This window comes from Paenibacillus sp. EKM301P (assembly GCF_011800295.1).
GTDB classification, from domain to species: Bacteria; Bacillota; Bacilli; order Paenibacillales; family Paenibacillaceae; genus Paenibacillus; species Paenibacillus polymyxa.
Map to the genome: position 1 here is coordinate 647067 of NZ_JAALFM010000002.1, position 15231 is coordinate 662297.

16 protein-coding genes are annotated in these 15231 nt (G+C 43.5%); 6 read left to right on the top strand and 10 right to left on the bottom strand.

Annotated features, from left to right (window positions below; all coding sequences use genetic code 11):
• Positions 1–17 precede the first annotated feature (17 nt).
• Complete coding sequence (locus HFD99_RS08175; protein WP_017426320.1) at positions 18–956, top strand: EamA family transporter; 939 nt, start codon at positions 18–20, stop codon at positions 954–956.
• A gap of 137 nt (positions 957–1093) precedes the next feature.
• Here HFD99_RS08175 and HFD99_RS08180 read toward each other — a convergent pair whose 3' ends face one another.
• The 3 genes from HFD99_RS08180 to HFD99_RS08190 form a co-directional block, all read right to left on the bottom strand.
• The gene (locus HFD99_RS08180; protein WP_017426319.1) at positions 1094–1567 is read right to left on the bottom strand and encodes a DinB family protein; all 474 of its coding nucleotides are present in this window, start codon (positions 1565–1567) and stop codon (positions 1094–1096) included.
• 105 nt (positions 1568–1672) lie between these two features.
• The gene (gene csaA, locus HFD99_RS08185) at positions 1673–2005 is read right to left on the bottom strand and encodes a chaperone CsaA (RefSeq protein ID WP_016821443.1); all 333 of its coding nucleotides are present in this window, start codon (positions 2003–2005) and stop codon (positions 1673–1675) included.
• Between the two features lie 53 nt (positions 2006–2058).
• Entirely contained in the window at positions 2059–2961 is a 903-nt protein-coding gene (locus HFD99_RS08190) for a DMT family transporter (RefSeq protein ID WP_025364147.1), read from the bottom strand.
• A 158-nt stretch (positions 2962–3119) separates the two neighbouring features.
• Between HFD99_RS08190 and HFD99_RS08195 the strand changes: the two genes are divergently transcribed.
• On the top strand, positions 3120–4013 hold the full coding sequence (locus HFD99_RS08195; RefSeq protein WP_016821445.1) for an AraC family transcriptional regulator: 894 nt from the start codon (positions 3120–3122) through the stop codon (positions 4011–4013).
• A 295-nt stretch (positions 4014–4308) separates the two neighbouring features.
• Here HFD99_RS08195 and HFD99_RS08200 read toward each other — a convergent pair whose 3' ends face one another.
• The 3 genes from HFD99_RS08200 to HFD99_RS08210 are packed head-to-tail and all read right to left on the bottom strand — an operon-like array spanning position 4309 to position 6543.
• On the bottom strand, positions 4309–5061 hold the full coding sequence (locus HFD99_RS08200; protein ID WP_017426316.1) for an amino acid ABC transporter ATP-binding protein: 753 nt from the start codon (positions 5059–5061) through the stop codon (positions 4309–4311).
• A 14-nt stretch (positions 5062–5075) separates the two neighbouring features.
• On the bottom strand, positions 5076–5735 hold the full coding sequence (locus tag HFD99_RS08205) for an amino acid ABC transporter permease (protein WP_017426315.1): 660 nt from the start codon (positions 5733–5735) through the stop codon (positions 5076–5078).
• 40 nt (positions 5736–5775) lie between these two features.
• A complete protein-coding gene (locus HFD99_RS08210; RefSeq protein WP_016821455.1) occupies positions 5776–6543 on the bottom strand; it encodes an amino acid ABC transporter substrate-binding protein in 768 nt (255 codons plus the stop codon).
• Positions 6544–6861: 318 nt separating this feature from the next.
• On the opposite strand from HFD99_RS08210, the gene HFD99_RS08215 reads away from it, so the two are divergent.
• From HFD99_RS08215 to HFD99_RS08230, 4 genes are all read left to right on the top strand, one after another.
• Positions 6862–7788, top strand: coding sequence for an ABC transporter permease (locus HFD99_RS08215; RefSeq protein WP_016821456.1), 927 nt, complete (start codon positions 6862–6864; stop codon positions 7786–7788).
• Between the two features lies 1 nt (position 7789).
• Entirely contained in the window at positions 7790–8740 is a 951-nt protein-coding gene (locus HFD99_RS08220) for an ABC transporter permease (protein ID WP_016821457.1), read from the top strand.
• A gap of 240 nt (positions 8741–8980) precedes the next feature.
• Positions 8981–10624 carry a peptide ABC transporter substrate-binding protein gene (locus HFD99_RS08225; RefSeq protein WP_025364146.1) on the top strand — a complete coding sequence of 548 codons (1644 nt, stop codon included), beginning with the start codon at positions 8981–8983 and terminating at the stop codon, positions 10622–10624.
• Positions 10624–11004: a DUF3899 domain-containing protein gene (locus HFD99_RS08230; protein WP_025364145.1), complete on the top strand. Its 381-nt coding sequence runs from the start codon at positions 10624–10626 to the stop codon at positions 11002–11004. Before HFD99_RS08225 ends, HFD99_RS08230 begins: the two co-directional genes overlap by 1 nt.
• A 369-nt stretch (positions 11005–11373) precedes the next feature.
• On the opposite strand, the gene HFD99_RS08235 is transcribed toward HFD99_RS08230, so the two are convergent.
• The 4 genes from HFD99_RS08235 to HFD99_RS08250 all read right to left on the bottom strand — a co-directional run bounded on the left by HFD99_RS08235 (position 11374) and on the right by HFD99_RS08250 (position 15230).
• Positions 11374–11922 (bottom strand): hypothetical protein, encoded by a 549-nt coding sequence (locus HFD99_RS08235; RefSeq protein ID WP_016821461.1) that lies wholly within the window; start codon positions 11920–11922, stop codon positions 11374–11376.
• 340 nt (positions 11923–12262) lie between these two features.
• Positions 12263–13363, bottom strand: coding sequence for a toxic anion resistance protein (locus HFD99_RS08240; RefSeq protein WP_016821463.1), 1101 nt, complete (start codon positions 13361–13363; stop codon positions 12263–12265).
• A 96-nt stretch (positions 13364–13459) separates the two neighbouring features.
• A complete protein-coding gene (locus tag HFD99_RS08245) occupies positions 13460–14140 on the bottom strand; it encodes a hypothetical protein (RefSeq protein ID WP_025364144.1) in 681 nt (226 codons plus the stop codon).
• Between the two features lie 58 nt (positions 14141–14198).
• The gene (locus HFD99_RS08250) at positions 14199–15230 is read right to left on the bottom strand and encodes an ATP-grasp domain-containing protein (protein WP_025364143.1); all 1032 of its coding nucleotides are present in this window, start codon (positions 15228–15230) and stop codon (positions 14199–14201) included.
• Position 15231 lies beyond the last annotated feature (1 nt).

A 15231-nucleotide genomic window follows, 5' to 3' on the forward strand; every position in this document is an offset into this window, starting at 1 on the left:
CAAGGTGGAGAACATTCATGGATAAATCAGCTAGAAAAACAGGATTATTTCTTGTTACCACAGGAGCTATATTTTGGGGAATCAGTGGGACCGTTGCAAAAAAACTTTTTCAACAAATCGATGTAAATTGGCTTGTAACAACACGTTTGCTCATTGCTGGTGTTTTACTCTTGGCCCTTCAATTTTTAATAAAAGACCGTACACAAATATGGGGTGTGTGGAAAAATAGAAGGACTGCTTTCCAACTCGTTGTCTACGGTTTGGTTGGTATGCTGTCAGTTCAATATACGTATATGGCATCGATCCAACGAGGTAATGCTGCTGTTGCGACACTATTACAGTATTTAGCACCTATAATGATTATCATTTATTTAATTCTGCGAAAGCACACTGTCTTCACACGAAAGGATCTGTCAGCGATTTTGCTGGCTTTAGTGGGTTGTTTCTTCTTGTTAACAAACGGCTCCATTTCTCAGCTATCCGTTCCGACGGTCGCAATCGTTTGGGGGATCTTATCAGCAATAGCCCTAGCTTTTTATACCCTATACGCAATACCTCTTCTGAAGCAATACGATTCCCTAGTTATTGTGGGTTGGGCGATGGTCATCGGCGGTTTTGGACTAAGCTTGGTCCATCCACCTTGGCAGATAGACTTTCAAAGCTTGTCACTAGAAACCATTTTATATCTAGCGTTCGTGATCATATTCGGCACAATGATCGCATTTTGGTTCTATATAGAAAGCTTACAGAGTCTTTCACCAAAAGAAACAAGCTTTCTAAGTAGTCTGGAACCTCTAGCTGCTGTTCTAACAACTGTGTTTTGGTTAAAAGAGCCTTTTGGTTTTTTTCAATGGGTAGGTGTAATATGTATCATCGGACTGATATTGTTATTGGCATTCAATAAAAAGCCTTCTTCAAATAACCAATCAAAAGAAGATATCCCGCTCTCAGAGTAAGCTAAGCTTATGGAGAGGCATTAGGATAAAGCTGCTCCTTAATGGAGAAAACGGCAGCCGTTTTTATGGCTGCCGTTTCATTATATTTATGAATCTACTGTTTGAGGTGTTGAGCTCGTTAGATAATACATCGAACGTTAGTTTTTATTTTGAGGTGGTTGCTTAATCATAAAAGGCACATTTTCTACTCCAACCATTCGTACATACGTAAACAATTGACCTTTATGGTGAATCTCATGGTCTTTCGCCATGGATAGCCAGAAGCTCCCAGTGCCGAGAAAGTTCCTAAATTCAATCTCCTGTTCTAGCTGTTGAGCATTTAATTCCTTCAATTCTCGGATTGTTTCCTCCGTCAATTGATCGACGATGTTGCGTACATCGGCTATTGTGTGATATTCGTCTATTTTTGTCGGTGGAGTGAAGGTACCATTTTTTACGGTATCCACGAACATTTTCATAGAACTGGCTATGTGAACGATTAGGGAACCCATGGGCATCGCATTGTCCCAAGGCTTAAAGTCAATATGCTCATCAGGAATGACTTCAACCAATTCTTGCAACACCGATCTGTGCCTTAGCCATTCCTGAAGATATTGAGCTACTACAGACATGCTACCAGCCTCCAAAATTTAGTAGTTTTCTAAGATAATAATTCTATACTTGCAACCAATTACCTTCTTTTATGAAAAGGACACAGATGAAAAAGGAACGATTTGTCATCCAATAGGCGTTCCATCAGGTAGTTTAATATCTGGTTTCAATAAAACCACGTCCCCACTCTCGGGAATACCTCCAAGGACTAATACCTCTGAATTAAAGCCTGCTATCCGCCGAGGAGGAAAGTTGACTACAGCTATGATTTGTTCTCCTATAATCTCTTCCGCCACATATCTTTTTGTAATTTGTGCACTCGATTTTTTTATTCCAATATCTTGTCCAAAATCGATTTCAAGCTTAATAGCAGGTACTTTAGCTTCTGCAAAAAACTCAGCGTTAATTATGGTTCCAACCCGAACATCGAGTTTCAAAAAATCATCAATCGTTGCCATGTAAGTATTCTCCTCATTATTTTCTTAAATTTCACGATAAACCGTAAACAATTTTAATATTTTGCAACCGCAAACTTTAGCGATTTTGCCCAAAAATACATCCCCATACCGAACAAAGTCATGATTCCACCTATGAATTGAAATGCAGACATGATTTCTCCCAAGAATAAGTAGGCGAGAAGGATGGCGAGAACAGGCTCTCCAATAATACCCACTGACACCGTAGTTGCCCCCATTGACTTCAACAGCAGATTAAAAATATATTGACCAAAAATAGTTGGAATTACTGCAAGTAATAAGAAATACGTCCAATCCGACGAGTCATATTCGATCAAGGAATAATGATTCACCAAATTGTAGACTAGCAGGACACTGCCGCCAAGAAAAAAGACAATCACACTATAAAAATTTGCACTTATTTTGTGGCTTACCTTCTGTCCTGCTATCATATAAGCCGAAACCAAGATTGTTCCTAATAGGGATAACCCATCCCCGATTAATGCCCCTTTCGACGTCCCTATGTCTCCCCAAGCTATAATGATTGAACCGATAAGAGCAGCGATCAAGCAAAAAATAGTGAATAGGTTTACTCGTTCTCTGAACATAAAGTATGAACCAATCATTACGAATAAAGGCTGTAATGATAAGATGACCATGGAGCTCGCAACTGAGGTATATACCAAAGATTCCATCCAGAATAAGAAATGTAACCCGAGAAAAAGACCAGCCAAGAAAACGGTACCCCAATCTCTTTTGGTCATATCTGAGGTACCGAGCATTTTCCAGGGTACAAAAGGAAGCATTAATATGACTGACATATACAATCTATACATTCCAGCCACGGAGGTTGGAGTATGTGAAGATTTTATCATGATGGAAGAGACGGAAACCGACAAAATACTGATGAACAGTAAAAAATACGGATTCAAAGATAGCGATGTTTTATTTATTTTCATAATGACCCTCTCAGATGTTTTTGACCCCTTGTCTGTGCACAGAACAATTGAATAATAAACTGAACTGAGTATAATAATATCACCGCTTTTATTTATTTTGTGTAAGTATATCTTTCATTTATATAGGAATATCGTCATAAGAAAGGAATCTTTCTTCAATGGAAAAACAACTGCACGAGACCATTCTCTATCCCGATGTTTCATTTCCATACATCATGTACACCCATTCGGTTCATGAAAGTATTCCTAAAGGTAGAGGATTTAACGATTTACATTGGCATGAAGAACTACAGATCACTTTGGTTACTAAGGGGAAACTTGTTATACAAGTGAACGGGATTGATCATGAATTAGACACAGGTCAAGCTATTTTAATTAATAAGGGTGTTCTTCACGTGACTACCCAGCTTTCACATCACGGTCAATATGTCAGCTTTAATTTTCCAGAGAAGCTGTTGGCCTTTTATGCGGATAGTGCGATGGAAAAAAACTATGTACTGCCTTATACAAACTCTTCCTTACTGTCACTAGTAATTAAAGGAGATGCTGAATGGCAAATTCAAATACTACAAATGCTGTGGGATATGAAACAGAAGTTTGATATGAAAAAAAGTTGGGGATGGGAATATGAAGTAGCCATCAAAACAGCACAATTATGGTTCATCTTAATATCTAATATTTCGCTTTCTTCTGAGGAAGCACCTAAATACGTGAAAATACAACAGGAAAGACTTCAATTGATGCTTAGCTTTATCCATCAAAACTACTTCAACAACATAACCCTGCAAGAAATTGCCGATATAGCACATTTAAGTGTTTCAGAGTGCACTCGTAGTTTTAAGAGGACCATTCATATGACACCTTACGACTACTTGATTAAATACCGCATCAAGAAAAGCAGTGAATTACTAACCTCAACACAATATACCATCACTGAAATAGCCCACAGAGCGGGCTTCAATCACGTAAATCACTTCATTCAGTCGTTTAAAAAACATTATAATAAAACACCTAAAGAATTCCGCAAATTAAGAAATGAATTCATGAATTAAGAAATGAACTAGCCAGTGTCAGCTTTTATTGCAACCTAACAACTGCAAAAAAGGGAGATGGCGCTTTGCCATCTCCTTTCTCTTATTCCTACTCACACTTCCTGCTTAAAAACATATTACATGCACAGTGGTCGGTGAGCGAAGCGGGCAGAATTGTTCTGAAGAAGCGGAGCGTTCGCCTTTGCAACGGGATTTTAACCTTACCAGGTGTCATATAAATGAAAAAATCCCGTTGCAACAGCGATCGGAAGAACAATCTGCACGCGCAGCGCCTCCCCTGGAAAGAACTATGTTTTTAAGCCTCCACCCGATTCAAAAACACCTTCGTCCGCTCCAACTGCGGATTGCCAAAAATCTGCTCCGGTGTACCGGATTCCGCAATTTCTCCATTGTCCATAAAAATGACGCGATCCGCCACATCTCTCGCGAAATTCATTTCGTGGGTCACGATGACCATTGTCATATGCTCTTCAGCCAGCTTTTTGATTACTCGCAGCACCTCGCCTGTCAACTCAGGATCAAGGGCCGAGGTTGGCTCGTCAAACAGTAAAATATCAGGGTTCATCATCATTGCCCGGGCAATCGCTACACGCTGCTTCTGTCCCCCCGACAATCGGGACGGATACGCATCCGCTTTATCCGCCAAGCCGACTTTAGCCAGCAACTCGGCGCTTTGGCGTCGCAGCTCAGCCTTGCTCACCTTTTTCACCAGCTTTGGAGCCAGTTCCAGATTATCCTGCACCGTCAAATGAGGGAAGAGGTTAAAATGCTGAAACACCATGCCCATTCCGGTAGTAATGCTCTTAATGTCGCCTGCCGGAGCATAGTGACCATTTTCCACCAGTGCTTTATCATGGATGCGGATCGTCCCACCCGTCACATCTTCCAGGTGTACCAAACTACGGAGCATGGTACTTTTCCCTGAGCCTGAAGGACCGATGACAGCTACAACCTCGCCCGCTTTAACATTAAAGCTCACTCTTTTCAGAACGTCGAGTTGGCCGAACGATTTTTTCAAATCGGTTACTTCTATTGCGTTTGTGTTCATATCCGACATTCCTTTTACTCAAATTTAAAGCGTTTTTCCAGCGCTCTGAAGAATATGGTAAGCACCAAAGCCATCAACAAATAAATAACGGCCGCTACAACATAAGGCACAATCGTAAAATCGCGGTTTACAGCTGTATTAGCAAAATGCAGAAGTTCCGGTACCGCTACCGCATACAGCAGAGCTGTATCCTTCACCAAGGTCGTCGCCTCATTGGTTACCGCAGGCAAAGCAATCCGTACCATTTGCGGCACAATGACTCTAATCAGCGTTTGCGACTTACTCAAGCCCAGCACTTGCGAAGCTTCGTATTGCCCTTTATCAATCGACAACATTCCGCCTCTAAAAATTTCTGCAAAATACGCCGCATAATTCAGTACAAATGCCAGTACCGCAGCCGTTGTACGGTCCAGTACCAGATATTCCCCAATGACAGGCAACATCGGTAGACCAAAACAAAAGAACAATAATTGCAGCAATAGCGGCGTGCCTCTTATAACATAAATGTACGTGTGCATCAGCCAGGCAATAGGTTTAAACCGACTTTTGGCCAGCAGTGTAACGATAAACCCCAGCGGAATAGACAAGATGAGCGTAATGAAAAATAAAATAACCGTCATCTGTGCCCCTTCAAGCATAGGCTTCATAATTCGTAAAATATATTCCATACTCATAACCTTCGACTCCTAAACCCTTAGTTCATTACACTACATATTAATTTAATACTTTATCTTCACCGAACCATTTTTTTGAAATCTCAGCTGCTTTTCCGTTCTTGTGTAGCTCATCCAAAGCAGATTGTAGCTGCGTCAACAGCTCTTCATTCCCTTTTTTCACGCCGATGCCGTATTCCTCAGGGGCCAGTGATTCATCAAGCAGCTTATACGTCCCTTGTTCCTTGGACATATAATACTTGGCAACAACCTCATCAATGACAACTGCATCCAGGCGACCAGTTTTCAAGTCTGTCAAAGCGAGAACGTTGTCCGGGTACTCGGACACTGACTTCAATTTACTTTTAATCGGATTCGCATCCAATGCATCGGCTGCTGAGGACAACGTCTGGAGTCCCACCGTTTTGCCCGCCAGATCAGCCAGCTTGGAAAGACTGGAGGTAGCTGGAACAACAATGACCTGACTGTTTTTCAAATATGGCTTCGTGAACAGTACTTTTTCCTTACGCTCATCTGTAATGGTGTATCCATTCCAAATGAGATCAATACGTCCACTGTTCAGCTCGGATTCTTTGGCAGACCAGTCAATCGGCTGGAATTCCACTTGCTTGCCCATTTGTTCCCCTGCCGCCTTCGCATAATCAATATCAAAACCGGTCAGCTCATTATTTTCATCTCTAAAGCCCATCGGCGCGAATTTATCATCAATTCCAATAATCAACTTGCTGCTATCCTTAGCGCCGGAACATCCGGCCAACACGATCATAATCAACCCAATCATCATCGTAAACATGGCTGCTTTTCTCATCTTATTCCCCTCCAACAATGGTGACCCCCGTATTCAAAAACAGGTGGCAAACGCTTTAGTTCGTTAACACGTTATCAGAGTATCATCATAACATACCGCAGGATACTCGTCGAGAGGAATCAGCGGAATCTTAGCCTTATAAACATGGAAAACTTGTGACGAAAATTTGACCTGTGTTCTATAATGTAAAACCTTACCTTGACATGTTACCTTATCCGTTTTATCATTTCCTAGTATTCTTATATACTTTTATTTATTTCGAAGATTCAGCAGCAATAGAATGTAAATCAGCTTGATAGACAGGAGAAATAAAGTCCCATGTACATTTTAAAACGTCTTTTCACGATGCTCATTACGTTATGGATTATCGTCACTTTAACGTTTATTATCATGCACATCATTCCGGGAGATCCATTCTCGAACGATTCCAAGACGATTCCGGAGGCCGTATTGCAAAACATGCGTGCTAGGTACAATCTGGACAAGCCGCTCGCTGTGCAGTATGTGTTGTATCTCAAAAATCTCCTCGTGCTGGATATGGGGCCGTCTATTCAATCGAAAACGACTGACGTAAATATGCTTATCGCCAGAGGCTTTCCACCTTCTGCACTGCTGGGTATTCAATCCATCGTGGTTGCGATTATAGCCGGTATTGCGCTTGGAACATTGGCTGCTTTACACCATAATCGACCACTGGATTATATTTCGATGTTTATCGCCATTGTGGGTATTTCCATACCCAGCTTCATATTGGCACCACTGTTAATCAAGTATGTTGCCGTCAAATGGCATCTGCTTCCGGTCGCCTCATGGGGAACCTGGCAGCATACGGTGCTTCCATCGCTAGCTCTCGCTGTTTCACCTCTTGCTGTTATCGCCCGTTTTATGCGGACAAGTATGCTGGAAGTCATGCATGAGGAATACATACGCACCGCCAAAGCGAAAGGATTGTCCTCTTGGGCAGTAGTCATTCGTCACGGACTACGCAATGCATTGATTCCGGTGCTGTCCTTTATCGGACCGCTATTCGCTTCCGTGATTACAGGTACCTTTGTCGTCGAAAAAATATTCGCCATTCCCGGCATCGGTAAATATTTTGTAGACAGTATCTTTAACCGGGATTATCCAGTCATTATGGGTACGACCATTTTCTACAGTGCCATTCTGGTCGTCACCTTATTTTTAATTGATATTTCCTATCGCCTTGTCGATCCACGAATCAAATTAGTCAGCAAAGGAGATTAACATGAAAGCAGCACCTACTGTCGAAAAGGACAGCCTTTTTAGTCTTGTAGACCGCAGCCAGATGCCCACCCCCGCGTTGACCAGACCCCAAGAGTCACCATGGCGGGATCGGCTTCGCAGACTTTTTAACAACAAGCTTGCTCTGTTGGGGCTTTCCCTACTTATCATCATTATTGTGCTGGCGATTGTCGGACCTTCCATGGTTCCTTATGCTCCGAGTGACCAGTCCCTTTTGAAGACGAATCTCTCTCCTTCGAAAGAGCATTGGTTTGGCACGGATGATCTGGGCAGGGACGTATGGGCACGGACATGGGCCGGAGCTAGAATTTCACTTATGATTGGTTTTGCTGCTGCTGCCATTGATTTAGTGCTTGGCATTCTCGTCGGCTGTGTAGCTGGTTATTGTGCAGGCCATGGTAAAATGGGCGACCGAATCGACAATGTCCTGATGCGAATTATTGAGATTTTGTACAGCATTCCTTATCTGCTGGTCATCATTCTGCTGCTCGTCATTATGAAGCCCGGCCTGCTCACGATGATTATTGCTTTATCTATTACTGGATGGGTCGGCATGGCACGGGTAGTACGTGGGCAAATCCTACAGCTCAAGCAGCAGGAATATGTACTGGCAGCCCGTAGCCTGGGAACATCTCATTCACGCATCATTTTCAGGCATCTACTGCCGAATGCAGCAGCAATCATTATCGTAAATTTGACGTTCACTATTCCGTCGGCTATTTTTGCCGAATCGTTCCTGAGTTTTCTTGGTCTGGGGATTCAGTCTCCTTCGGCCAGTTGGGGGACGATGGCTAACGATTCGCTCGGCGTTATTTTAAGTGGTCAATGGTGGCGTCTATTCTTCCCCGGTCTGATGATATCGCTCACCATGCTGGCGTTTAACACACTTGGAGACGGGCTTCAGGATGCACTTGACCCGCGTTCACAGCATTAAAAACACAGATATCCAAATTGGACAAGGAGGGGTGTCAACATGATCCGCAGCTTCTCGCCTAACCGCAGAAAAAACGGCAGTTCCTTTATGGAAGTGCGCACACGCGGCATACCTGCCGGAAAGGAGGTTGAATAAATCCCGGCTGATCGTTTCGCTCTCTATATATTACTGATTTGAAATCGCTTTGGGATTTAAACACAACGTTCAAATAACTAACCATAATAATGGAGGAAAACCACGATGAAAAAAATGCATTGGATGACGATCATCTTACTTTTAGCCGTAACGGCTTTGGCAGGATGCTCTGGCACTGCAGACAAGACAGCAAGCAACGACTCGTCCGCTGCGTCTCAAGCAGATGTCCCGCAAGAAATTACAGCCAATCTGGCAGGTGGCGAGCCTTATACACTGGACCCTGCTTTCGCCTCAGATACAACGTCCTATTTTGTCATTGATAACCTGTATGAAGGGCTGTATACATACGACAAAGCCGGTAAAATCGTAGAAGGTGCTGCCAGCAAAGTAGACGTGTCTCCTGACGGTAAAACATACACCTTTACCATTCGTGACGGCGCAAAATGGTCGAATGGTGACCCGCTGACAGCTAAGGATTTTGAATACTCCTGGAAACGGGTACTGAATCCGAAAACGGCTGCTTATGATCCTTCTGCCCTCTACTACATCAAAGGTGCCGAAGCGTACAACACAGGCAAAGGTAAAATTGAAGACGTAGGTGTTACGGCTAAAGATGATAAGACGCTTGTCGTTGAGCTAAAATCACCGCTGAGCTTCTTCCCTACGATTGCTGTCGGTCACGCCTATTTACCTGTGAACCAAGCTGTTGTAGAGAAAAGCGACAAATGGGCAGCTGAAGCTAACACGATTGTCGGCAACGGCGCGTATGTAGCCAAGGAATGGAAACATAACGAACAAATTACGCTGACGAAAAACGATCAATACTGGAACAAAGATGCCATTACGATGGCAACGATTAACTTCAAAATGGTGCAAGACTCCACAACCTATTATCAAATGTACAAAACAGGTGATTTGGATCTGATCCTGAGCCTTCCAGTGGATACATTGGATCAGGAAAAGAGCAGCAAGGAATTCCTGTCGCACCCATCTTTCAGTGTGTACACATATTCTTTCAACGTAAAACAAAAGCCGTTTGACAATAAAAAAATCAGACAGGCCATTGCCTACGCCATTGACCGTGAAGCACTGGCTACCAACGTAACCAAAGGTGGCGAAACTCCGGCATACGGTTATGTTCCATACGGAACAACAACACCGTCCGGCAAGGACTTCCGTGATGAAGCGCCGAAAAAATACTATGAGTTTGATGCAGCAAAAGCAAAACAATTGCTGGCCGAAGGTCTGAAAGAAGAGGGTTTAAGCAAGCTGCCTCCGATCACTTTCAAATACAACACGTCAGACAAGCATAAAAAAGTAGCTGAAGCCATTCAGGAAATGCTGAAAACGAATCTGGGCGTTGAAGTGACGCTGGAGAATCAGGAATGGAAAACATACATTGATACCTTTAAACAAAAGAACTTCCAGATTGCCCGTATGGGCTGGGAAGGAAACTTCCTTGATCCGCTTGGCGTATTGGGACACTATACTTCCAAAAATTCGAACAACTTTACCAACTGGAGCAACCCGGAGTATGACAAGCTGATCGAATCCTCAACCTTTGAGCTTGATCCGGCAAAACGTTTTGAACAGCTTCACCAGGCGGAAGACGTATTGATGGAAGATCTGCCGATTATTCCGATCCAGTTCTCTGCGGACACCGCCTTAATCAGTCCTAAAATTCAAGGCATCGTATTCGATGCTCGTTCGAATCCAGATCTCCGTTTTGCAAAACGGGTCGTAAAATAATGATTTTACGTTTTGGGATCACTGCCCTGATTGTTGGTATCTTAGGATTTCTATACGCCGCACCCCACCTCGTGTACGGTCGTGAAAACCTGGCTACCGCAAATCTGCTATTTCTGTTAGGATTGCTAGGCTTGGTAATCGGTGCCATCTTCCATGTCCTGCAAAGTGGCTTTCTCACCCTCTTTCTGCGGGGATTTGCCGACATCGGGCAGTTGTTCATTCGTCAATCCAAGGCATTGCAGGAGGAAAATGAACGTTTGCGTTCCGATGAATCTCTGTCAGCCTGGAAAACATCCATGTTCCGCCACCTCAAGGTATATACTTCGGGGTGCGGAACGGGACTTATATTTTGCTCGATAGTATTAATGGGGATGAGTTAGGGGGATGAGGAGCTTTCTTGCGGTTGGTGGGCGCTGCGCGTGCAGATTGTTCTTCCGATCGCCACCGCCCCCGGATTTCTATTAAATAGAACCTGTAAAGGTTAAAATCCGGGGACAAAAGCGAACGCTTCGCTTCTCCAGAACAATTCTGCCCGCTCCGCTGGCAACCGCCAATAGAGCTTCTACATGTTTTAGAGTAGGTGTAGGAGTGAATTAGACCAAGAGTAAATCACTTGTCCTGCCGCTTTGTAACTGATCTACAAAAAAAGAGAGAGTTCCGTGGATTTTATTCATGGGACTCTCTCTTTTTTATTTTAATAAATGCGCTTTTCCTTTGCTTCTTGCAGCCATGACGTGAACTCGTCTAATCTACCATCTGCGTCGTCGCTCGTCGCCACTTAGGGGAAAGTCGCTCAATTCTCCGAGTTGGTCATGTGCAGCCTTATAAATGCGGAGGATCGCTTGCACCTTGTTAAAATCATTGTCTTCCGGACCGAATCCTTCCATATACATCCTTTGGATAATGTTTTGGAAAAAATCCATACGCTCGCGGATGGAATCCTGTTCGATTTGCAGCACATCTTCAAAGCTGTGTGTCTCAGCAAATTCAGACAGCTCATCAAAATCCTGTTCCTGATATCGCTCTCCCCGAGTTTCGGGATTGAGATCAATAGAGGTACGCAGGGTTGACAATAAAATATTTTCACGTGCCAGCATGACATGAAAATCTTTGTTCTTAAACAGATCCGTAACGATCAGACGGCACATTTCCTTGTTTTGCAGCAGAATCCCATCAAAGGGATGTAGCGTCCACACACCGTAGTTAAAAAATAAATTAAAATTGAAGCTGCTGCTCCCATACTGATATACAATGTTGATTTTCGATTCATCGATGATTTCAAATGAAAATTCCAGCATGCATTCTCCTTTGGGATTCCAATATTTAACTCTATCCTATCAGAAAATGCATGATTTTCAATAAAAAATTTTATTTCACAGTTTCATTTAACTCCACAATAGAGTCTGCTTTTTCACTACTGGCAGCCACGAGTAAAAAGACAATCACACACCCCAAAATAAAGGACATCATACGCTCATTCTCTCCTTTGTCATTTCACTTTTTAAGAGTTTATGCACGAGAATGCTATATATGTTCATCATGTCCTTTATGCTCCGCTGCCAAACCAAAGAAAGACGCCTTTTGGAATCACCCTGGCGTCTTTTTTCATAGATTATTGTGCTTATTGAGTATTAGTTATCAGTTCAAAAACGAACTTAGCCCCTCAGAAGAATGGTTGTCCTTCAGTGGTTTGGATTGTTCTTTCCCTTCGATGCCCAAACGCTGGCTAAGATTGGCATTGATTGCTGTCATTTTACTTGTATAATCGTGGCAACTTTCAATAATTCGACGGTTCGATTTTTCAGACAGATCCAAAGCAGATACCAAATCACCAATCGCCTGATTCACAGCCTCCAATGACATAGAAGGCTTGCTAAGCAGATCCGTTGTTCTCTCGGTCGTCGTTTTGAGAAGCTTCGCATTTTCCTTGAATTGATCCTCAATCGTACGGTTAGTCGCATCAACGGCTGAAATAATTTTATCTTGGTCCGCCAGTGCCATCGCGATCATAGCCGATACGGTGATCAGATTCGATGTTTTATCAATCGCATTATTAACAGAATCAATCAGTTTATCATTGTTATCATTAATAATATCCGTTGCTGCAATCGCCTGATTGTATAACAAAATCATTTCAGTCATCGACTGTGTGCGAGTAACCACTTTGCGCAATCCCCGCTCCAGATGAGGCTTACGATTTTCATTTTCCGGCTTGGCAATCTCGGTTTCGAACAGCTCTTTCAAGCGATTACCAAAGGCAATTTTCGTCTGTAAATTGTAGATTTCTTCAATGGAAGCCTTCTTCAACTGTCTCATGCTGACGATATTCTCTTCCAGATTATCCTTACCATCTCTCAAGGCAGTAATGATTTTCTCGATGTTCGTCTTCACCGACTGATACTTGTAGATATAGTTTTTCAACGGGCTTTTACGCAGGAGCTTGCCAAAAAAACCTACATCTTTACTCTGCTGGAGCGTTTCGCATTCATCCCGGAGTTTTAAGATCATATTTGAAACCTCAGCCCGGTCACCAGACATGAGGTCGTTTACCGGACGATCCAACATTTTAAGGGTTTGTCCCGCCCGTTCCTGCGTTTTAACCCCAAGCTTGCCAATGTCATCCATTAAGGTATCCAGACTCATAACATCGCTTTGCGATACCTTTTGAATCAGCTGTGAAGCCTCCTCAGTCACCTTTTGTTCATCTTCTTTTTTCAATTCAGCCCATGGGGTCGCCATGATGCTAACCTCCTATTCTGAAAACAACTGTTGCCCAAGGCTAATAGTGTTTTTCAGAGCAGCTATGCTGCTGATTTTGTATTCTATTAAAATAACCTACAATTCGGAGCTGCTGTACCGCTGGTGAATAAGCTCTGCTTTGCTCTGTAATTCCATCAGGTCCTTATGCTCCACCGTGGATACAATTACAGATATTTTGCTATCTACATCTCGCAATCCGTTTAGTAGCGTCCTGCGGTTGGTCCGTTTCGCGTCGCCACTGAGACGAAGAAACGGGTTAATCAGTCCATTCAAGTCCTTCAAAATCAATCTCCGAACCGTGTGATTCACTTCGCTGTTGTTCAATTCATGCAAAAGCGGGATGACCCGCTGCAAACGTGCAAATAGAGCCAGCGCCTTCTCGACAATCTCGTTATCAAGCGCATCTTTCTGTCCCTCGGAGATCACCATATCCTCCAGTACTTCCAAATACTCCATGACCTGAGCAAATTCACTGCTCACCTGATCCGGCAAACGTGCTTGTCCTGTTATAGACTCTCGCGGTGCGGCGATTTCCTCTTTATGTTGCTGTGCCTGATCAGCCTGCTCCTGCATCACCGGAATCACGGAACCGGTCAGATTAGGACGAGGATGGCGAACAGCCATGACAGCACTGTATCCTCCGATACAAATGATCGGGATTGCCAGACACACAAACAACGGCAACCAATAACTTAGTAAAAGCGCAATCAGGTAGCTGACCACAGCAATCGTGGCACCCCACATTTTAGAAGTCATAGCTTATACCTCCTGACGTAAACCCTTACCATATTGTAGAAAACAATATTTGCCTATGTCAATGTAAGGATTTGCGTATCGTGATTGGCTGCTCGATGTGACTGGCTAGAATGTCGTATTGCGGGTGTAGTGGACCGATTTCATAACCCAAAGCCGATTTCACCGCCAGGTAAGGAAAATTGATACCAGACAAGCACGATACATGAAGTCCTCCAGACATCCGCGGATTGATCTCTAGCAACTTGGCCTGCTCGCCGTTATATTTCACTTGAATGTTATAATTGTACGGAATGTGATACGCCTCAGCGACCTTCTCTGCCACCTTCAACAGCTCAGGATGCTGCTCCAGCAGCCGTAATCGTCCTCCTGCCTTCCTACGCGGAACAGCTGCTAACAATTTTCCGTTTCGGTCAGCCAAGCAGTCGATACTGTATTCGTATCCCTCCAGCAGTTCCATCACCATCAAATTGGGAAACGTCTCTGTGGAAGACAATACGCGATAGGCCTCCTCGAACGAAATATGATTCAGTGCATGGCCGAACAGTTCCTCCAGCGGATCACGTTTATTATCAATGATACGAAAGCCCATTCCACCTTCTGCATTACATGGCTTGAAGCACACCTTATGCCCAAGCGCCATTAATGACTCGTAAGCCTGTCTAAACTGCTCGGCATTACTGGCAATGGCATAATCGGGAATGGTGACAATATCCTTTTGACGAATAGATTCATAAAATAGGTCCTTCTCCATCAATTGCTCCAGCAGCGCTGTATCCCGGCACACCATTACTTCTGTACCAATATCGTCGAACAAATAAAGATGCTTGCTAATATCGAGCATATTCCACCGCGGAATAAAGATATCAATTTCATGGCGTCTGCAAAAATCAGCACAAAACTGTGCATACTCCACACCGCTCGTGCGCGGCTCAACTTCAGCTACATCACTGGCCTGTAGTGCCATGTGCTGCGGATCAGAGTGTGTGGCATAGATCTCGAACGGAATACCGTCCTCATTGTTACGAATAGCATTCATATAATGATACACCACCGAAAACCAGCGGTTAAAATACACTTTGACCTTCTTCACA